This is a genomic window from Chryseolinea sp. T2, assembly GCF_037203685.1.
In the GTDB taxonomy this organism is placed as follows: domain Bacteria; phylum Bacteroidota; class Bacteroidia; order Cytophagales; family Cyclobacteriaceae; genus Chryseolinea.
Genome location: NZ_JBBCAU010000003.1, coordinates 981,040 through 1,001,396 on the forward strand (window position 1 = coordinate 981,040; position 20,357 = coordinate 1,001,396).

At 46.7% G+C, this 20,357-nt stretch carries 20 protein-coding genes; 15 read left to right on the forward strand and 5 right to left on the reverse strand.

Features of this window, described 5'->3' with window-relative positions:
* Nucleotides 1-212 precede the first annotated feature (212 nt).
* Nucleotides 213-377, forward strand: a complete 165-nt coding sequence (locus WBG78_RS13955) for a methyltransferase family protein (protein ID WP_337327042.1) — start codon at nt 213-215, stop codon at nt 375-377.
* A 116-nt stretch (nt 378-493) separates the two neighbouring features.
* Nucleotides 494-1,210 (forward strand): methyltransferase, encoded by a 717-nt coding sequence (locus WBG78_RS13960; RefSeq protein WP_337327043.1) that lies wholly within the window; start codon nt 494-496, stop codon nt 1,208-1,210.
* 68 nt (nt 1,211-1,278) lie between these two features.
* On the opposite strand, the gene WBG78_RS13965 is transcribed toward WBG78_RS13960, so the two are convergent.
* The 3 genes from WBG78_RS13965 to WBG78_RS13975 all read right to left on the reverse strand — a co-directional run bounded on the left by WBG78_RS13965 (nt 1,279) and on the right by WBG78_RS13975 (nt 5,357).
* On the reverse strand, nt 1,279-3,372 hold the full coding sequence (locus WBG78_RS13965) for a c-type cytochrome (RefSeq protein ID WP_337327044.1): 2,094 nt from the start codon (nt 3,370-3,372) through the stop codon (nt 1,279-1,281).
* 276 nt (nt 3,373-3,648) lie between these two features.
* Nucleotides 3,649-4,362 carry a LytR/AlgR family response regulator transcription factor gene (locus tag WBG78_RS13970; protein ID WP_337327045.1) on the reverse strand — a complete coding sequence of 238 codons (714 nt, stop codon included), beginning with the start codon at nt 4,360-4,362 and terminating at the stop codon, nt 3,649-3,651.
* The gene (locus WBG78_RS13975; RefSeq protein WP_337327046.1) at nt 4,353-5,357 is read right to left on the reverse strand and encodes a sensor histidine kinase; all 1,005 of its coding nucleotides are present in this window, start codon (nt 5,355-5,357) and stop codon (nt 4,353-4,355) included. The genes WBG78_RS13970 and WBG78_RS13975 overlap by 10 nt, the downstream gene beginning before the upstream one ends.
* Nucleotides 5,358-5,563: 206 nt before the next feature.
* Here WBG78_RS13975 and WBG78_RS13980 point away from each other — a divergent pair, with 206 nt between their 5' ends.
* Both WBG78_RS13980 and WBG78_RS13985 read left to right on the forward strand, forming a co-directional pair.
* Entirely contained in the window at nt 5,564-6,043 is a 480-nt protein-coding gene (locus tag WBG78_RS13980; protein ID WP_337327047.1) for a hypothetical protein, read from the forward strand.
* A 63-nt stretch (nt 6,044-6,106) separates the two neighbouring features.
* Nucleotides 6,107-6,487 carry a (2Fe-2S) ferredoxin domain-containing protein gene (locus WBG78_RS13985; RefSeq protein ID WP_337327048.1) on the forward strand — a complete coding sequence of 127 codons (381 nt, stop codon included), beginning with the start codon at nt 6,107-6,109 and terminating at the stop codon, nt 6,485-6,487.
* Nucleotides 6,488-6,518: 31 nt separating this feature from the next.
* Here WBG78_RS13985 and WBG78_RS13990 read toward each other — a convergent pair whose 3' ends face one another.
* Nucleotides 6,519-6,815, reverse strand: a complete 297-nt coding sequence (locus WBG78_RS13990; protein WP_337327049.1) for a hypothetical protein — start codon at nt 6,813-6,815, stop codon at nt 6,519-6,521.
* 149 nt (nt 6,816-6,964) lie between these two features.
* Between WBG78_RS13990 and WBG78_RS13995 the strand changes: the two genes are divergently transcribed.
* The 7 genes from WBG78_RS13995 to WBG78_RS14025 all read left to right on the forward strand — a co-directional run bounded on the left by WBG78_RS13995 (nt 6,965) and on the right by WBG78_RS14025 (nt 16,131).
* Entirely contained in the window at nt 6,965-8,926 is a 1,962-nt protein-coding gene (locus WBG78_RS13995; RefSeq protein WP_337327050.1) for a helix-turn-helix domain-containing protein, read from the forward strand.
* Between the two features lie 233 nt (nt 8,927-9,159).
* Entirely contained in the window at nt 9,160-9,948 is a 789-nt protein-coding gene (gene mddA, locus WBG78_RS14000; protein WP_337327051.1) for a methanethiol S-methyltransferase, read from the forward strand.
* Nucleotides 9,949-10,092: 144 nt separating this feature from the next.
* Entirely contained in the window at nt 10,093-12,474 is a 2,382-nt protein-coding gene (locus WBG78_RS14005; protein WP_337327052.1) for a TonB-dependent receptor domain-containing protein, read from the forward strand.
* A 143-nt stretch (nt 12,475-12,617) separates the two neighbouring features.
* Nucleotides 12,618-13,469, forward strand: coding sequence for an alpha/beta fold hydrolase (locus tag WBG78_RS14010; RefSeq protein ID WP_337327053.1), 852 nt, complete (start codon nt 12,618-12,620; stop codon nt 13,467-13,469).
* 124 nt (nt 13,470-13,593) lie between these two features.
* Nucleotides 13,594-14,457 (forward strand): alpha/beta hydrolase, encoded by an 864-nt coding sequence (locus tag WBG78_RS14015; protein WP_337327054.1) that lies wholly within the window; start codon nt 13,594-13,596, stop codon nt 14,455-14,457.
* A gap of 137 nt (nt 14,458-14,594) precedes the next feature.
* On the forward strand, nt 14,595-15,503 hold the full coding sequence (locus WBG78_RS14020) for a VOC family protein (protein ID WP_337327055.1): 909 nt from the start codon (nt 14,595-14,597) through the stop codon (nt 15,501-15,503).
* Between the two features lie 46 nt (nt 15,504-15,549).
* Nucleotides 15,550-16,131 (forward strand): hypothetical protein, encoded by a 582-nt coding sequence (locus WBG78_RS14025; RefSeq protein WP_337327056.1) that lies wholly within the window; start codon nt 15,550-15,552, stop codon nt 16,129-16,131.
* Nucleotides 16,132-16,298: 167 nt separating this feature from the next.
* Here the strand turns inward: WBG78_RS14025 and WBG78_RS14030 are convergent, their stop codons facing one another.
* Entirely contained in the window at nt 16,299-17,120 is an 822-nt protein-coding gene (locus WBG78_RS14030; protein ID WP_337327057.1) for an alpha/beta fold hydrolase, read from the reverse strand.
* 248 nt (nt 17,121-17,368) lie between these two features.
* Here WBG78_RS14030 and WBG78_RS14035 point away from each other — a divergent pair, with 248 nt between their 5' ends.
* The 4 genes from WBG78_RS14035 (at nt 17,369) to WBG78_RS14050 (ending at nt 20,288) form a co-directional block, all read left to right on the forward strand.
* Nucleotides 17,369-18,190: an AraC family transcriptional regulator gene (locus WBG78_RS14035; RefSeq protein WP_337327058.1), complete on the forward strand. Its 822-nt coding sequence runs from the start codon at nt 17,369-17,371 to the stop codon at nt 18,188-18,190.
* A 138-nt stretch (nt 18,191-18,328) separates the two neighbouring features.
* A complete protein-coding gene (locus WBG78_RS14040; RefSeq protein WP_337327059.1) occupies nt 18,329-18,775 on the forward strand; it encodes a nuclear transport factor 2 family protein in 447 nt (148 codons plus the stop codon).
* A gap of 102 nt (nt 18,776-18,877) precedes the next feature.
* Nucleotides 18,878-19,345, forward strand: a complete 468-nt coding sequence (locus WBG78_RS14045; protein ID WP_337327060.1) for a YybH family protein — start codon at nt 18,878-18,880, stop codon at nt 19,343-19,345.
* Nucleotides 19,346-19,538: 193 nt separating this feature from the next.
* On the forward strand, nt 19,539-20,288 hold the full coding sequence (locus WBG78_RS14050) for a glucose 1-dehydrogenase (protein WP_337327061.1): 750 nt from the start codon (nt 19,539-19,541) through the stop codon (nt 20,286-20,288).
* Nucleotides 20,289-20,357 lie beyond the last annotated feature (69 nt).

Here is a 20,357-nt window from a genome sequence, read left to right on the forward strand (position 1 = left end):
ATCGCAGTTCAAATACCACGCTCCCGGTCCGATCTGGAGCGATCTGCGTTCGCATGCCAGCCATCGCATAACATATTGTCACTGCACATTTCGAACAAAATTTTCGTCCCCCCGTTAGAGCAGTTACTCTCTCGAATTTTTCAAAAACCCAAAAAGACTTCCATATGACGATTACCGCACCAGCGCCCGTACAATTATCTCCATCGAAAATTATGGAGACCGGAACCGCTTTCCTGGCTTCAAAGACGCTGCTCTCCGCAGTTAAGCTAGGATTATTCACCACGCTCGCAGGAAACAAATCTCTCTCCGCAAAAGAGATTCAAAAACAGTTGTCGCTACACGACCGGGGGTATACGATTTCCTCGATGGCCTCGTAGCCATTGGATTTCTGAACAGGGAAGGACTACTTGAAACAGCTAAATATTCAAATACTCCGGAAACTGAATTATTTCTAGACAAAAATAAGCCGCAATACATTGGCGGAATGCTGGAGATGGCGAACGACAGGCTCTATCGCTTCTGGGCAGATCTTGATGAAGCGTTGATTACAGGCAAACCGCAAAATGAAATCAAGCACTCCGGCAAGCCAATATTTGAAGAACTGTATGCTGATCCTAATAAATTAAAACAGTTCATCAATGCCATGTCGGGCATTTCTACTGGCAACTTTATAGCACTTGCTCAAAAGTTCGATTTCTCCCGCTATAAAACACTATGTGACATTGGTGGCGCAGCTGGCGTACTTTCGGTACAGGTGGCACGCCATCATGAAAATATCAAATGCACGTCGCTGGATCTTCCACCCGTTGCGCCTGTTGCCAATGAATACATTGCAAAGCATGGCTTGTCAAATCGGGTAAAGACAGGCAACGTCGACTTCTTTAAAGATGAGTTTCCAAAAGCTGATGTAATCACTATGGGCATGATTCTTCATGACTGGGACCTTCCTAACAAGATGATGCTGATTCAAAAAGCTTACAACGCCCTGCCTGAGGGTGGAGCGTTCATTGTAATCGAGAGCCTCATAGATGACGACCGAAGAAAGAATGCATTTGGATTGATGATGTCACTCAACATGCTAATCGAGTTCGGCGTTGCATTCGACTATACCGGAGCAGACTTTGCAAAGTGGACGAAGGAGGTAGGCTTCTCAAGAGTTGAAGTTATCGCATTGGCAGGCGCGTCCAGTGCTGCCGTTGCGTACAAGTGACGGAAGCAGTTCTTATAAACTAAAGTGTATCCTCGTGAAGGCGAGCCTGTCTCACTTCACGAGGACAACTACCTCTTTGCAACGTTGATTTCCGCGGCCTTCCTGTCAAGTCCGATCTGAACCGGATATCCTCGTTGCGCCCACACCAGTACGCCCTCATCGAGGATTGCGAGATTCTTATATCCAAATCGCCTCAGCGTATTGACCACCCGTTGTGATGCCGCATGCGGACATGCACAATAGGCAATGACCCAGGTGCTATCGTTCGGAATGTACTTAATAAAGTTATCAGGCTCATCATAGTAAGGAACTGAAACAGCACCAGGAATATGACTTTGATGCCACGCCGCCTTCGACCGGGCATCCAGGATCACCATGCGGGAGCTGTCCTTTAAAGCCTTAAGGAGTTGGTTGGCCGACACATATAGATCGGCACGAAGCGAAAACTCAGGTCCGGTCTTCTGTTTGTTTAAGATGTAATCTTCCGGGAGGGGCTCTGTCACGGCCACAGCTTCCGGAGCATTCCAACCCGATGCTCTGCTTCTCAGGTAAGCTGTGAGTGCATCCATTTGAGCATTACTAAAATCCTTGCTGAAAGATCGCATGGCAGTGCTATCCCTGCCCTCCGAAATAGCGTAGCGTAAAAACGCATCACTTGCCGTAGCGAGTAACATTGGATTTCCCAATGCCGGTGCCGTTTTTCCTTCTCCTTTCACGCCATGACATGAAGCACAGTTCTTTTCATAAAGTGTCTTACCAAGTACTACATCACCTGAAATTGTTTCTACAGGCAACTCAACCGGCTTTTCAACACCACTCAGTTGATATAACCAACGCAGCAGTAGTTCGATGTCAGCCTCATCCAAAGGTCCGCCCTGAGTCTTCGCATAGGCGGCCATAGCGGTGCCCTGACGCCCGTAAGCCACAGCATGTTTCAGATAGTTAGATGACTGCGTTGTAGCCATCAGAGAATGGGACCGCAATGAGGGAGCAAAGTCAGCGGCATTGCCTTCACGATCATTGCCATGACACAGCGCACAGTATTTCGTATACATCTGTGAAGCATGCTTGAGAGAAACGCTATCAAGCTTTACATCCTTGTTAAGGTTATAGATGTGTGCCAGTGCTGCCTGTTGCTTAGACTCCTGTACAAACTCCAGCTGAACGCCGTGAGCATATTGCTGAATTACGGTGATATGCTGCTGAGTTGTGTCCATGATCATAGCTTGCTGAGGCAATTTCTTGCTGATAAACTCGCGCGTCTCAGGTATACTTTTTACTTCAAATAATAAAGCAAATACTCCGGCACCGCGGCTCTTCAGTATGCCTGAAAGTTCGTCGTCGGAGGATTTAGGAGCCACCAGATGCAACTCCTGATTGCGTTTAATCCCGAAGCGAGTTTCATTCTCAGAGTTGTCAGAAGGATATTCCTTTAATCCCATCTTGATGAATTCCTCACGCGCTGCGTCGAGATCATCAACGACTACCCGTATCGTTGTAAGTCCCACCACTCCGTTTGCATGAATATAACTTGAACGAAACCAGGCGGCCTGGGCCGACTCCCACTGCGACTCTATTTCGCGATATGGAAACTGAACTACTTCGACAAAGCTTGGCAGATGAACAGGAGGATTCTTGCTGTCGAATTCTGCCACCCACCATTCCGGACCACCATCGTCCCAGCTCCAACCCTTTTCCGGGCTCGCCGAAGACCGTCCCGATCGTAGTGAATCCATACTGAAACCACGTGAACTAAGCCATTGTCGTGTGGTATCCGCCGACGAAGTCGAAAACGAATACAGCCTCAACCCTTCATGTAGCTTTAAATACGTTGCAATAAAAGCATACTCATTTGATACCAGCGATGTATCCTTTATACCGAGAAGTTCAAAGCTTGATCCATCAGCGAATTCAGCGGCAGCGGAACGTGTGCCGGCATAGTATCCATCCTTGAATTTATCTGAAGCAGGCATTCCAAAGCCGAGCACATCTGCATAGTACTTTCGTGCGCTATCAAGGTTCTGCACAATCAATGTCGCCTTTCCAATGCCGAATCCGGATCCAAGCAATGCCCTGTTGTCAACATTTTCCTCCTTGGTACACGATGTAATTAGAATCGCGAGAACAATTCCCGTGATGCTCGAACTGAATGTTCTGGTCATAAGTAAACAGTTGTTACTCACATCATCCTCTTTTTAAGATAATGTTACATTGTGAAGTTAAGATGGTTGCGCATCGCGGACCACTAAAGGCTAACAACTCTTACCGTCCTATTCCGGGGTGCTATTTTAAAACTAACGAATTTGCCGGCCAACCTGTACCTATTAGTGTGAAATACCTGTATGTATTTGTGAATGACGTAAGGAGGCTTTAAAATTTATCCCGTCTCTGCTGAAGGACCGGGTTCATTGAATGTTTACACTTTCAAATATGATATACTATTTCATACCTATCGCCTTCATAAATGACTCGCGATAGTTGGCACCGATGGGAATTTCAAAAGACTCAATAAATATCCGGTTACCCTCGATGATCCTGATTTTCGACTTGTTGATAATAAACGACCGATGCACGCGAACAAACTCAACCTTCGGAAGTTGCTCTTCAAATGCGGAAAATGTGATCGTGGTCGGGAAGGTGCCACGGCCGGTAACAATCTTTACATTATTGCCCTGGGCTTCGGCATACAGGATTTCACCGCCAGAGAACTTCAATATCTTTCCGTCTGACTTAATGTATAAGTCAGTCGCGAGTGGCGCGCCTCCGGTCGACACGCCCGACGCTGCCGCCACCAGTTGAACCTTGGCCTTGTCGACCGCCTGAATAAAACGCTCCAGCGAAAACGGCTTCAGCAAATAATCGCATGCATTGATATCAAATGCCTCGTGTGCGTATTCCTTATACGCAGTCGTAAAAATGATCTGCAGTGGCTTCCGTAATGTCTTAACTAATGCGAGACCATCTAGCACCGGCATATTAATGTCGAGGAATAGAATATCGACTTCTTCACGTGAAAGGACCTGCTTCGCCTGTAGCGCATCACCACACGATGCTACCACAGCGATGTCCTCAAAATACGAACAATACTTCTCAACAATTTGCCGTGCGATCGGTTCGTCATCGACAATCAGACATCTCAGTTTTATTGACATTCCAGCTCTAAATATACAGTATGACTAGATTCTTTTCGTTCGATCGTGAGCCTATGCTTTTCGGGATACAGTAAGTTGAGTCGCTTACGTACACTGTCGAGACCAAAGCCTGAACTTCTCTCAGTCCGCAGCTCATTGCCTCCTGCAGCGACAGAATTCTGTACGGAAAATACAAGTTGATTCCCGCTTCTGTTAAGGTTGATATCTATGACGATCATGTTCTCACCAGCGGTGCGCGAATGTTTGAAAGCATTTTCTACAAACACAATGAGCATCAGAGGCGGAATCTGACAGCCGCCAGATACGACGCCGTCATCACGGAACGATAGCTGCAGGCGCTCGCCCAGCCTTAGTCTCTCGAAATCGACATAGTTCCGGATATAGTCCATTTCATGCTGTAATGGTACAAACAGCTCCTTCACTTCATATACAGAGTATCGCAGTAGGTCCGACAACTTTAGCAGCAAAGGTGGAAGGCGTGACGGTTCCGTCATCGACAAACCATAAAGATTGTTCAACGTGTTGAATAGAAAATGAGGACTCAGCTGCGATTGCAGCAGCTGAAGTTCACTTTTGCTTTGCGCTACGGCGGCACGCGCGGATGAAATCTTTTCTCTGTATTGACTACGAATTATTGTGACAATGCAGGCGACAGCTGCGTTCACCAGGAAAACAAACATCACCGTGATCGCAAATGGAAAAAGCGTTGTGTGCTGAATCATGCCGTTCAGTAGGAACGCGATAACCACAATACCAAAGAAAATAAAAGCAGCACAGTAGAAAATGATGCGTACCACGCTACGGACGGCATTTAACCGGATAGCAAGGTTCGTTAGTATATATCCAACTCCAAGACCCGCGAGAATCACCGCTGTAGTTCCTGCTGCAAAGGCGTTGGCAATCTCCGGCATGGCAATGCCCGATAACCAACGAAAGAACCCGAACACTAAAAGACCGAGTGTGGTCCAGAACATTACTTTGTACTTAAACATCATGGCCGTAAAATTTCTTAAATGTGCCAGTTCCTGAAGGCGCCTGCTAAGATTCAGGTCAGAAGCGTGCAATATGCTGATGAATTATCAGCCGGCAATGACAAACGCGTTTGTCAGTCAAATGGCTTGATTCGACGCACAACAACGGGCATCTGTCCGGAGAATTTCCTGCCCGATCGGGCATTCCCAACATTTCGAAAAAAAACATTATGAAAGCACAATCTTTTATCACCACCATCTTCACACGTGACCATATCAATTACGATGGAGTCAGGCCGATCCAGATCTATTTGCTTCGTACGGTGTTCACCCTGACACTTGTATTCATTGGTATGTTCTCCTGGAGCACGATCATCAACTTCGAAGGAACGTGGAAGCCGGTGAATGCTGTCGCGTTCTGTATGTGGGCGGCTTACTCGACGATGTCTGTTTTGGGAATTATCAAGCCATTGAAAATGCTGCCGATCATTGCCCTACAGATCTTCTATAAACTGATTTGGCTGTCAATTGTAGCCTATCCGTTGTGGATACGGGACGAACTTGCCGGATCAGACGCCGAGCAAATGACGAAAGACTTTCTTTGGGTCATTCTTCCGATAGTGGCAATGCCCTGGGGATATTTCTTCAGAAGTTTTTTTAGCAGAAGTGCGCCTGCCGGACGTCAAACTGCGCACGCATACAGAAGTTAAAGCATTGATTTGGTCAACGGGGCACTATCCAACCGTTGCAGGCGATTTGTAAATGATCAAAACATGTCAGAGCACATCGCCTGTAATCACTTTTATTCCAATGCTCATCGCATCAAACTATTGTTTTACCTTTGCAGGAGTAACAAAACAGCAATTGTTTATTCTGCAATCATGTCAAAAGGTCTGCCATCACCCGAATGTGTGCTCTATGTATGTTGCGGCAGCAAATGCAGGAAACGCGGTGGAAAAGAGCTTTACAAGTCCCTGAAATCAGAAGTAAAATCGCGTAAGCTGAGGCGTAGCGTTCAGGTGATCAAAACAGGTTGTACGGACCGTTGTAAGCACGGACCCATTATGGCGGTTATGCCACAGAATGAATGGCATCTCAATGTAGATGAACACCACGGGAAACGCATTCTTCACCAGCTACTTGAAAACCGGTAACTCAGCACTCAGTCGTCCTGAACGCGCTATTTTAACTGCGTTCTCCCAGTAAATAGCAGGCCTTGTCGATGAATACTTTCATCATCTCCTGATCGACTTCTCCGTCGTTGTTCTTCGGAAGGTTGCTTTCAATCTGAATACTTAGGAATGCTGCGAACTCGTCCGAGTCTATATATATGGATGCGGCATCCTGCAGCATCGCGACAAGCACAGGGTCTGACTCACTATCTTGAGTCACTAGCAACTTTGCAAAGCCAATCATCCAGCCCTTTTTTAGTCCTATCTGAAAGGAGTCTTCCTCCAATTGCTTCAACTTTTCGTCTGTCATAATTTCCAATCATCGTCGACTGACCTTAATACTACGCCGCCGCAAATTGTAATCCAACTTATGTACGCCCAAACGTCTCTAAATTGGTCACGTCCGAAAATTCCCTAACTTCGTTAGATGCGGGTAAACGCGCATCATCCCACAGTTATATGCGATCCGTTGCTGATGACGACTTCCTCGAAAAGCTCAAAAGGGAGATTAACGACAACCTGACCAATGAGCAGTTCAGCGTAGAGGCGCTTGCTAAGAATATTGGCATGAGTCGCTCGCAGCTTCATCGCCGCCTGAATTCAGTGACAGGCAAATCAGTGAGTCAATTCGTACGCGAGCATCGTCTAAGCCTTGGCATGGCAATGCTGAGGGACGGCGACCTGACAGCTGCCGAAGTATCGGATCGAATTGGCTTTGGAAGTCCTACCTATTTCAGCAAGTGTTTCAATGAGTTTTACGGATTCCCGCCGGGAGAAGTAAAGTACAAAACATCTTCACACCATCCGGAAACAACCACGCTCACTGCAGTTGCACCAGAGGCAGATTCCCCCGAAGCGCTTCATTCACTTGCCGAAAACGCTCATACCGATTTTCCGAAACCAACTGTGGCAGCACAACCGTTGTATCGAAGGACATGGGTGATGATGTTTGTATCGACGTTAGTGGTTGCCATTTGTACGGTGATCGTATATCGCTACTTCATTGATGATGATCAGTCAGCAAACTCAGCGACAATTGCTGTCAACCCAAGATCTATCGCCATCCTGCCATTTAAAAATTTGAGTGAAGACGAACGCAACGAATACTTTGGAGAAGGAGTTGTCGAAGCCATACGCACAAGCCTTTCATCAGTAAGTGCCTTACGGGTGATCTCCCGGACTTCGGTTGAACAATATCGCAAAACGGACAAGTCGGCAAAGGATATCGCCGGTGAATTGAGCGTCGGGGCGTTGCTGGAGGGTAGCGTGCAACGCAGCGAAAGTGCTGTGCGCATAGAAGTACGGTTAGTCGATGGCCTGACCGAAGCACAGATCTGGGCGAAGACCTACGATCGTGAACTGAAAGATCTATTTGCCATTCAGACAGAGATCGCCCAGCAGGTCGCCGAAGAACTTCACGCCAAGCTGACTATTGAGGAACGAAACAGACTGTCAGCCACGGATACAAGGGATCCGCGAGCGTATGACCTCTATCTCAAGGGCACGTATGAATTGAGAATGTACACGAACCGCGGTACTCACAAAGCCATCGAGCTTTTGGAACAAGCCATCGAGCTCGATCCAAACTACGCCAGAGCTTATGCCTACCTCGCCTTCAGCCACATCTGTTTGGCAGCCATTTTCGGTGTGGAACGAAGCGCCTTGGAGGGCCTTCGAGACGGTAAGCCTTTTATTGACAAGGCGCTTGCAATAGATCCCAAACTGGACATCGCCCATATGTGTATGGGGTTCTATTATCTCTATCACGACTGGGACATCAAACGAGTTGAAGCTGAATACAAGCAGGCGGTTGTTTATGGAAATCCTGACGCCCTCGCGATGTATTGCGATTTTCTAAACTTCGTCCGGCGTCACGACGAAGCGCTAGTATTTGCCGAAAAACTCAACGAAACGGATCCTTATTATCCGAACACCCGGATGGTACTTTCCTATTATTACACCCACCGTTACGAGGATGCCCAGCGCTTTTCAGAGCAACGCCTTCAGCTTTTCAACAACTACTATACGTTTGATTCGCATGGCTTCCTCATGCTTCAGCTTGGTCACTATGATGACGCCATTAAGTCGTTCAACAAGGCGATTGCGATAGAGGGAATTCGTTATCCCCGAATGCTGGGATGGATGGCGGCCGCTTATGCAAAGGCGGGTAAGCCAGAGGCAGCCCACGAAATTATCAAAGAATTGAAGGCACGGCTTAAGAAAGGAGACGACGGTGCTATCGCGTTCTTTATCGCCGTTGCCTATTCAGCACTTGACGACAAAAAGGCCGCATTGGAATGGCTGAATACTGCCTTCGTTTCGCATGATATGGAGATGCCCTGGATCATGACTGAACCACAGTTCAACGTGCTCCACAACGAACCTGAGTTCAAACGCATTGCAGCGGCTGTTGGCTTCTAAACTACAGCAAACCAACGCGCAAAAGCCACTTTTTACCTTTAAATGCAACGCATCTACCATCGATGCGACATAATTTTAAGCTTATAAAAAAAGCTTCAATTCTTTGGAACGTCCTTTCTAACCGACCACCCGTAAGAGCCTTCATCTTTGGTTACATGACGCGCCCAGCTCCCGGCCACGAATATTCAGGGCAGCGTTTCGGTACCCACGACAAACACCTTAAAATAACTCTTATGAAAAAAGCACTGTTCCTTCTCTATGGCGTCGTTGCCTACATCATTTTCCTCGTGACGTTCCTGTATGCAATAGGATTCGTTTCCAGCCTGCTGGTACCAAAACACATCGACAGCATCCCGGACATTCCCTTGGGTAATGCGTTGCTGATTAACGCTGGATTGCTCACGCTGTTCGCGCTGCAGCACAGTATCATGGCCCGGCCCGCGTTCAAAAAATGGTGGACGATGTTCGTGCCCGAACCTATTGAGCGTTCTACTTATGTTCTGTTTGCCAGCGTTTGTCTGATCGTACTCTTCTACTATTGGCAACCTTTGGGTGGGGTGGTTTGGGGTGTCGAATCGCCCGCCCTGAGGCTTGCGCTCCAGACCTTGTCTATGTTCGGATTTAGTATTGTGCTCGTTAGTACGTTCCTGATCAATCACTTTGATCTCTTCGGACTTCGTCAGGTGTGGTTCTATGCAACCGGTCGAACCTACGAACCGCTGCCATTCCGCACGCCATTATTCTACAAGTACGTTCGCCACCCGTTGTACTTCGGATTTCTTATTGCCTTTTGGGCTACGCCTACCATGACCGTTGCGCACTTGTTCTTTGCAATCATGACGACAGGTTACATACTGACGGCAATACAGCTCGAAGAGAACGATCTGGTAAAGATCTTCGGAAAGCGTTATCGTGAATACAAGCAATCTGCCCCGATGATCATTCCATTCCTTCGTTCAAAACAAAAGCGTGCGGATTTGGACTACGAAGGCGAGACCACAACACGCAAGGTTAATTCATAACCTGGTCGTTAGCTAACAGCTGGATTTGGAGCCAGCCACGTTCTGGAGTGGAATTCGTTTGACATCGAGAATTGCGTTGATCAACATGAATCCCTCCAAACGTGGAATTGGAAGCGTGTATCTATCAATCAATTCAATTACCGTATGAGATCTATTGTGTTGACAGCAGCATTAACTTGCTGCACCTGGATAGCCTTTGCTCAATTTTCACTTAAGGGACAGGTGAGCAACGGAATTGAATACCTGCCAGGCGTGAACGTAATGCTTTACGGGGATTCAACGTTAATATTTGCTACCACCACAGATAGTATCGGTCGTTACATCCTTAAGGTAGTTAATACCGGGAGTTATCGTATGGCCTGCTCGCTTATTGGATACAATTCATTTGCCTCGTTAATAGCAATAGATGGTTCCCACCACCAGCTTGATGTCGCGGAAATAGTGATGAGTGAAAGCGCAGTTGAACTTGGCGAGATTGAAATAACTGCAAACAGGAGCGCTATTGACCAACAGCTGAATCGACTCGTCATAAGGCCACAGGATGCAATAACTCAATCCGGAAACTCCGTTTTGGAAGTACTACAAAAATCGCCAGGTGTGTTAATCAACAAACAAACCGGGTTGATCTCCGTAAACGGCAGATCAGGTGCACGAATACTCATCAACGATAAGGCGGTTCAGGTATCTCCTGAAGTCGCCCTTCAGATGCTTGATGGAATGAACTCCGCGCAAATTGAAAGCATTGAACTGATCGCTGTCCCATCCGCAGCCCACGATGCAGAAGGCGCCGCTGGAGTCATCAACATTACGACGAAGAAAGAAAGTGAGCTGGGTACAAACGGTTCTATGACAGCAACGGCTGGTGCTCATTGGGCAGAAACGCTTGGATTCTCCGGCAACATAAATCGCCGTACGCGCAACATCGCTTACTTCCTCGATTATTCCATTTTGAGGGATCACAATCAACACATGTTGCGCATGTATCGAGAAACACATGCAGGTGACTTGCTCATGACAAGCAGTGACGACAGCCCCCGCGAGAACATCACTACTCAACAAAACTTGCGGGGCGGCATTGAGTGGCACGCGGGCAAACGCTGGACATTCAATGCTCAGGCAACTGGATACCTCAGAGACTGGGCCCTCGAGGCCGCCAGCCACAACGTTACGACGTTCAACATTGATTCAATTAATCAAACAACACTAAACATCACCGAATCGAATGTCTGGAAAAGTGCAACGGGATCGATAGGTGTGCAATATCAATTGAATGCCACACGACATATCAACGTCTCATTAGACTACCTGTACTACCAAAACAATAATCCCTCGAACTACACTGCTGACAAAGCAGATGCTGAAGAAATCGAACTTTCAAAAAGGACACCCATCAAGTTTGTAGTTGGAACAGCTCAATATGTGTCGTCATTAAAGGATAATCCGTTCAGCTGGGACGCCGGCGTAAAGGCCGTACTTTCATCCTTCGAAAATCGCGTCGACGTTCAACGCCTGACTCATGGCGAATGGAACGACGACAAGCAATTCTCTTCTCATTCAACGGTGAAAGAGTACATACTTGCAGCCTATGTCTCCACCGTTCTGAAAGCCGGAAATCAGTGGGAAGTCAACACTGGCCTTCGTTACGAATACACGCATACAGACATTGCCATCGGAAGTGATCAGCAAATGTTCCGAAGGTATGGAAACCTGTTCCCGCAATTGTCTGTCAGAAAACATCTGCCTGAGCACGGCGAGCTCTATTTTTCTTATAGCAGGAGAATTAGTCGTCCAACATACAACGACATGGCGCCGTACGTTTTCTTTTGGAGCGCCACCTCATTCTCATCGGGTAACACGTTTCTGATGCCTGCATTATCTGATAACATTTCAGCCGGACTTCAACTGGGATCGTGGAATTGGTTGGGATTGTACAGTCACACCGACAATGCCATCGCACAGATGCAACCCCAGATTATTGATAAAACAACGTCACTGGTTTTACGGGCCCAGAATCTTGATGCCTTGAACACGTTTTCCCTTTCAACGTCATGCAACCACTCATTGTTTACTTGGTGGGATGTTCGCGGAGAGTTCATTGCGCAATATCAGCGGGCCTCGACTTCCAACCAGCCGGTGCCGGTCGATCGATCACAGTGGGGACTGAACCTGAACGTCCGCAGTAGTGTCAAACTTCCACACGAAATTATCTTTGAAGTTTCCCTGATGTATCAGTCGCGTTCCCTTTCAGGCATCTCCGACTTCTTACCTTACGGTTCGCTGGATGCCGCGATTGCCAAACGCATAGGCCGAAGCAGCTCCTTGAAGTTTGCCATCGATGATATCCTAAACACCAACAACTGGTACATCAGAACGTCATCTGCCGAAAATAATCTGAACGTAAGTATGGACTACTTGTGGAACAATCGTTTCGTCCGGCTCTCCTACACCTGGAACTTTGGGAACAGGAAAATAGCTTCGATAAAATCAATGCAGGCGTCGGATGAAGAACGGAAGCGAGTGAATTAAAGAACAAGTTGCCACAACGAGTCTCTGCGAGATTGTTGATTGTAATGTGTATATTCGATGCAGGCACAAGGCAGATAGCGGTAACGAAAATCATTGTGGAGTGTTGAAGCCTGTTTGTGAATATAGGACTTACCAGAAACACAATGACACGAGTTTTTGTCTCCACCTTACTTCATTTCATTCTGCTGCTTTCTTCAGATTTCGTCGTAGCTCAGGAACCAGTCTCACCGAAGGGCAAATTTGCCAACATCAACGGGGCAAAGATCTACTATGAAGAGCACGGACAGGGAGAGCCATTGATTTTACTTCATGGCTTTGGCAGAACAGCTTCTGACTGGCAGGCATTCATTCCCGAATTCTCAAAGCACTACCGTGTTATCGTATGGGATATGCGCGGCCATGGACGGTCAACCAATCCCGATACAAGCGTTGTCTTCCGTCATGCTGTTGCCGCGAAAGACCTGCTCGGCCTTATCGACAACCTGAAACTTGGAAAGGTAAAGGCAATCGGCCACAGCAGCGGAGGAATTCTTTTGCTGTACGCGGCCTCTATGCAACCCGAACGCTTTGAAGCAATTGTGCCAATGAGTGCCCAGACGTACTTCAGTGCCGAGGCGCGCGAATTCATCGAGAAGAATGCAAAACCCGAAGCTTACTTTCAATTCAACGATGGCGAAAAACTTCACGGTAAAGTTAAAGGCATGTTCATTGCCCGCCAATTCTATTATTTTCATCAGCTCCAGGGAGATCCTGCGATTACACCCGATCAACTCGGCCTCATCAAAGCGCGCACCCTGGTAATCCACGGCGACAATGATTTCATCCCGGTCTCACAGGCATGGGAAATATTTCAGAATGTCCCGAAGGCCAATCTATACATCGTGCCCAACGGATGGCATATGCCACACCTGGGACCATTGAATGGCGCAGATTTTACGAGAAGAAGCCTTGAATTCTTTAAAGGCGAATGGAATAATGGCTTCACGCCCAAGTGAATCATGAAAGCATCTGAGGATCCAGCTCAACATTTGTACCACTTATCGGCGCTCGCCATCCTCCACAAAACACTTTGTTTATTTTGATCTTTATTTCATCTTACTAAAGAACAAACTATCAGCAATGAAAAAATCCATCACTCTATTAGCCGCATGGTGCCTGATATTATTCAACGTTGCTGCGCAATCCAGCAAGATTCAGGATAACCTTTCAATGACGAGTAAGATCCTGAAAGGTGAACGCAAATACGCAATCTACCTTCCACCCGGATATGATAATTCATCCAGAAGTTATCCTGTGCTTTATCTTTTGCACGGCGGCGGTGATGACCAGACTGGATGGGTACAGTTCGGCGAAGTTCAACATATCACCGACAAGGCAATCGCTGATGGCAACGCGACACCAATGATCATTGTGATGCCCGATGCTAACACCGGTACCCGCGGCTATTCGAACACACCAAACGGAGAGTGGAAGTACGAAGACTTCTTCTTCCAGGAGTTCATGCCATTCATTGAAAAGACTTACAAGATTAAGGCAGATAAGAGATATCGCGCGGTTGCTGGACTTTCCATGGGTGGTGGTGGAAGTTTTTACTATGCATTACATCATCCCGAATTATTCTCGACTGCATGTCCATTGAGTGCAAGCGCGGGGCCTTTAAATCTTGACGATGCGAAAAAGTGGATGGAGCGCTTCAATCAAAAAGCTACGGATGCTCAACTTGAAGCCTGGTACAAACAATACAGTGCGCTTGAACTGATTAATGCGATGCCTGATGATCAGAAGAAAGCAGTTAGATGGTACATTGATTGCGGCGACGATGATTTTCTGTTTGAAGGGAACTCGCTTATTCATATTGCCATGCGCAAGAAAGAAATTCCCCATGAATTCCGCACTCGTGATGGCGGACATACGTGGACTTACTGGAGAAGTGCGTTGCCGACCGTGTTGGAATTTATCTCGGCTGGATTTCATCAATTCTGAGGTACCTCAGCCGTCGAATCAGTTTCACGCAAAGGCCACAAAGACTATACACGCAAAGCCGGCATTGGAATTGTAGGCTGGTAACTCTCATAGCCTGTACATCGGCATATTGTTTTTTCAACAAAATCGAAAACATTATGAGTAGACTATTTTCCTACGGACTTTGGTTTGACCATCAGGCGGAAGAAGCAGCTAACTTCTATACATCAGTCTTTCCAAATTCAAAAGTCGACGACATCCTCTACTACGGAAAAGAGGGATTTGAAATACACGGTGGCAAAGAGGGAACTGTGATGCTGAGCGAGTTCACACTTTGCGGCGAAAAGTTTGTCGCCATCAACGGAGGTCCGCTATTTAAGTTCAATCCGAGCTTGTCGTTCTTCGTCGTATTCGAGACCATTCAGGAAACGGATAATGTATGGAGCACTTTGCTGGATGGAGGAAATGTATTGATGCCATACCAGAAATACGACTTCAGTGAGAAATACGGCTGGCTTGTCGACAAATTTGGATTGTCGTGGCAAATATCCTTTGGGAAAATATCCGATGTAGGGCAACAACTGACTCCGTCGCTTCTGTTCGTGGGCAAACAAGCTGGACGAGCCGAAGACGCTATCGCACTATATACCTCCATATTCAGGAACTCGAAAGTTGATGGCATCATGAAGCACCCTTCCGGCGGCAGTGAACCGGAGGGTAATGTAGCGCACGCTCAATTTGGACTGTCCGGACAAAAGTTCATGATCATGGAGAGTACAAATGCCGGTCATAAGTTCGAGTTTAATGAAGCAGTCTCAATAATCATCAATTGCGACACACAGGAGGAGATCGATTATTACTGGAATAAGTTCACGGCCGAAGGACAGGAAAGCAACTGCGGCTGGCTGAAAGACAAGTTTGGAGTCTCCTGGCAGGTTGACTCAACGGAGCTCACGAGAATGCTCAAGGACAAAGATGAAAAGAAGGTTCAGCGGGTTACGAAGGCGTTTCTGCAGATGAAGAAATATGATGTCGAAAAGCTCAAAGCCGCTTTTGAGGGAAGGTGATTTGAAGAACAGCATCCAGGCCGAAGATCTCAATTTATCTTAAGTTATGGTAATAGAGAGTCGTGGATTTGAGCTTGACCAGTTCTACTTCCCCCCATTTGACTTGAAAGAAGGCGAATTGCTGAATCTCTACGTCCACAGCGGGGGTCATTTCTTTGACCTGGAAAGTAAGCTGGTTGACATATTCTCAGGAAAAGAGAAGGTGCCTCAAGTTACCATCTACCAACCAATGCATTTCGTAGAAAACTTTTATGAATTCAGATACAGAAGGTTTCTGTTGCCCGTAACGGTTTCCGGTTTTCTTAAAAAAGCTGCTAATCCAGAACAAATTAGTCGTATCACTTCCGCAGGGGGATTTGATATTAAGCCCAATACACCATTGATAGCCCTTTCCAACTACGAACGCAGACTAATTGCACTGTTAGCAGCGTCGTCCAGATCCGAGAACCTGATATTTGACCTTGTAGGTATTGACCCTGTGAACGCGATTTCATTCCTGGAAAGAATGAAAAAAATGACAGCAGAGGGGGCGAGTGCAATCCTTATTAACAATTTTGGTGATGACAACGAGAAGTCATACTGCGATAAAAACGTTGAGATTGAGATAAAAGAGGTAACTTCTTCCTGATACCTCGAAGTCATTGCAGACTTCGCTATGCCCGCATCACAACATGAATGAACTCATTGGCGAAAAAGTGGCCTAAACATCAGGAGATTTTTTCAAGACAGGAGCTAGCATTTCGATTCCCGGACCAGTCATCAATGATTAATCCGGGAATCAAAATCTTCACATCCCTATGACTTAATGAACGCAAGCAGATCTTCATTGATCTTCGCCGCGTGGGTAGTTGGCATGCCATGAGGGAAGCCGGGGTAGGTAATCAGCTTACCATTTTTCAAAAGCTTAACAGCCTTCAAGGCGGTTAGCTGATAAGGAACTATCTGATCGTCCTCACCGTGCATGACAAGCACAGGAACATCCGCCTGCTTCAGATCTTCAGTGAAGTCAGTTTCCGAAAAGACCTTGATACAATCATAATGAGCCTTAATGGCACCCGTCATTCCCTGACGCCACCAATTGTTGCGTATACCCTGTGATGCAGTTGCTCCGTCGCGATTATAGCCGAAGAACGGAATAGTAAATTCCATGAAATAATCTGCGCGGCGTGTTGCTGTGTTCAGACGGATCTCGTCAAACACCGACAACGGAATACCATCGGGGTTCTTATCAGACTTGATCATGATTGGCGTAACCGCACTTACCAGAACCGCCTTGGCAACACGGCCCTTACCGTGCTTAGCAACGTAGCGAATCACCTCTCCGCCACCTGTTGAGTGTCCCACATGGATCGCGTCTTTAAGATCGAGGGCTTTGGTCAGTGCCGCTACATCAGCAGCATACGTGTCCATATCGTGCCCTACATCAGTGGCCGTGGACCTTCCATGGCCTCTCCTGTCGTGAGCGATCACCCGGAATCCCTTGCTCAGGAAGAACATCATCTGATTGTCCCAATCGTCGCCCGAAAGCGGCCATCCGTGATGGAATACGATGGGTTGTCCTGTGCCCCAATCCTTATAAAAGATCTCGACACCATCCGTAGTTTTAATTGTCTTCATAGTTAATTGTGGCTATTAGAATTACAAGTATTAAAAAAGGCGTTGACTAAATGATTACACTTATCGGCGCGACAATATAGCAACGACAATGATGAATCGACGAGCAATTGACTTTTTCATTTTGTTATCGATTGGCCCTGTTTTTCACAAACGTGTGCATCATCAATGTAACTTTTTCACATAGCATTTTTCAACTTGACCAAACCAGCAACTTAAGGTAAATTAGATGTACACAGAACATCATTGCGATGTTGTACCAAAGCTTCCCTCCCAGCCCCCGACTTCAGGACTTCGTCCGGAACTATACTCTTATTCAATTTCAATTCGAAACCAACAGGCCAATACCTCCAAAGCAACGATCTCCTAAACCGGAAGAAAAGATTGTCTTCTACATCAAAGGAAGCCTCACGCTTATAGATCCGAAGACTCAATGTAAAGAGCAGCCACCAGCCACTGCCATCTATGGTCACCAGCGGGAAGTAAAGATCCTCAAGGTAAGTCCCGCGTTTGATACGCTGGTCGTGTACCTGCGTCCCGGCGTGTTGCATAAACTCATGCAACAATCCGCACTGGTGATTTCCGGAAACTTCTGTGATGCTGAATTGTTCTTCGGTGCAGAAGTAAGAAGTATCAACGATCAGCTGATGGAAACTCCTGCTCCATCAGCAAGAATATACATCATCGAGCAATTCCTGTATGCAAAATGTATGAAGCTCAAAGCGAAGAACTCAATAGATCTTGCCGCCGAATACCTACTTGCAGATCCTGCTTCATTTTCACTTGAAGCGTTGTCGAACCAGGCGTGCTTAAGCAGCAAGCAATTCTTCCGTCGGTTCAACGAACAGATAGGCATGAATCCAAAGCTCTTCAGCCGACTCTCACGCTTCAATCACGCCTATCGTTTCAAACTTGCCAATCCTCAGGAGTCGTGGTCTTCAATAGCTCAGGAATTAAGATACACCGATTATCATCACCTGGAGAAAGAATTCAAGGAACTCGCTGGACAAACACCCGCCGAATGGGTAAATACTCACATGGCATCTCCGGAACGGATGCTGAAGCTACGTTAGCTGATAGGATGTCCTTTTTATACCCAATGCCCTATTCCATTTTATAGACTTTTGTTTGCCGGTGGAAGAGCTGCTTCAGGCACTCCCGAATACCCTTCCATTCATCACGACCAATTCGTCACATGAAACAAAAGAAATATGAAACTAACATCTACTATCCTGTTGATGCTTGCAGTAGTTGCAAACGAAGCGTTATCGCAGGATACCCGGGAAGCAGAAATAAGACGCCTCGACAATCTTGAAAGAGAGTCAGTGCTCAGGAGTGACTCGGTCGCACTATTTGACAAATTGTGGTCTTCTACTATGATTACTAACACTCCAGCCAACGTCGTTGGAACTGTGGAAGGAACAAAGGCACATCTCCGATCCGGAGGGCTTGCGTACAAGTCATTCGAACGAACCATTGAGATGATCAGGATGCACGATCAGATCGCAATCGTCATGGGAGGAGAAGTGATCATGCCTCAGGGCAAACAACCAAACGCAGGCAAGACAGTTACGCGCCGGTTCACGCACGTGTGGATGTTTAATAATGGCAACTGGAGTATTATTGCAAGGCAAGCCACGATAATAAAAGTGGAGTGATCTGTGCCAGGCACTCCACTTCATTGTCTTGTTCCGAACTGTACAATTTCAACTTTTGGCGTCCTCCTACCTTTGGGACACCAACTTTTAAATCGTACAACTATGAAATACCTCGGCACTTCCATCGCATTAATCCTTGCTGCATTTGCCATATCGGGTAATACCCAATCAGATTCCATCAATTCATTGGAAGAAGCAAAGAAGGCCATTGCAAAAAGTAACGAGATCTATTTTCAGGCCTTCGTGAAGAATGACTCTAGTATATTCATCAACCGATATGCAAAGGATGCCTGCATCATGGCACCCAATTCGCCGGCACTTTGTGGAGCTGATGCGCCGCTGCATTTCTTTAAGCTGGCGTACAATAGCTTTGGATTACGCAATGGAAAGTTCATCACGACCCAGGTATATGGCGTTGGTGAAAATTATGTTGTCGAAGAAGGTTTATGGCAGTCGTTCGATGCAAGAAATAGTTTATTTGATGACGGAAAGTTTCTTGTTCTATGGAAGAAGACCCAGGAAGGTTGGAAAATGTTCAGAGATTCGTTCAGCAGTAACAGGGGAAATTGACCAATTCTGTCGCTTTTAGGGCCTACGTGGAAACGAGCCAAAAACGTCATTTTTCTGCCACTTTTGAGCATCTCCGGAGGACCTATTGAAATATTTCAATAAATCTTTCACCATTCAGGAACGATTATTCCACAATATCCATTTATAATTCCGGAACGGTTATTCCAATTAAACCCCGGACCGAGAAATCAAAATGAAAAAGCTTAGCAACAAAGTCGCCGTCGTTACAGGCGCATCAAAAGGTATAGGTGCCGAAATCGCCAAAAGCCTTGCCGCAGAAGGAGCTGCGGTTATCGTCAACTATGCATCAGCCAAGGAAGGTGCCGACAAAGTGGTTCAGGAAATTGTCAACAACGGCGGTCGCGCATTGGCCGTGAAAGGCAACGTTTCACTTCAGAAAGATGTAGACTTCATCTTCGATCAGGCAACCAAAGAGTACGGTGGCGTGGATGTTCTCGTGAATAATGCCGGTGTCTATCAGTTTGGTGCAATAGAAGATGTAACTGTTGAAGAATTCAATCGCCAGTTTAATACAAATGTCTTGGGACTTCTGCTCGTAACAAAAGGCGCTGTTAAAAGCTTTGGAGAAAAAGGCGGAAGCATTATTAATATCAGTTCGACCGTTACACGCATCACACCTCCTGGCAGCTCAATATATACAGCAACCAAAGGAGCGGTCGACTCTATTACACAGGTTTTGTCAAAGGAACTGGGGGCAAGAAAAATCCGCGTCAACGCAATTAATCCAGGAATTGTAGAAACAGAAGGCACACATACGGCCGGCTTCATTGGAAGCGATTTCCACACCAACGCCGTAAAAGGAACGCCGCTTGGTCGCACAGGTCAGCCGGAAGATATCGCTCCCGTTGCCGTATTCCTCGCTTCGGATGATTCACGCTGGCTTACAGGAGAAACGATCCTCGCCAGTGGTGGCGTAAGATAAGTTTATCCAACACCCATTTAGTTGTAACCGGTTGTCTGCCGGTCTAAGTGGCCGAACAATACCTTTGTT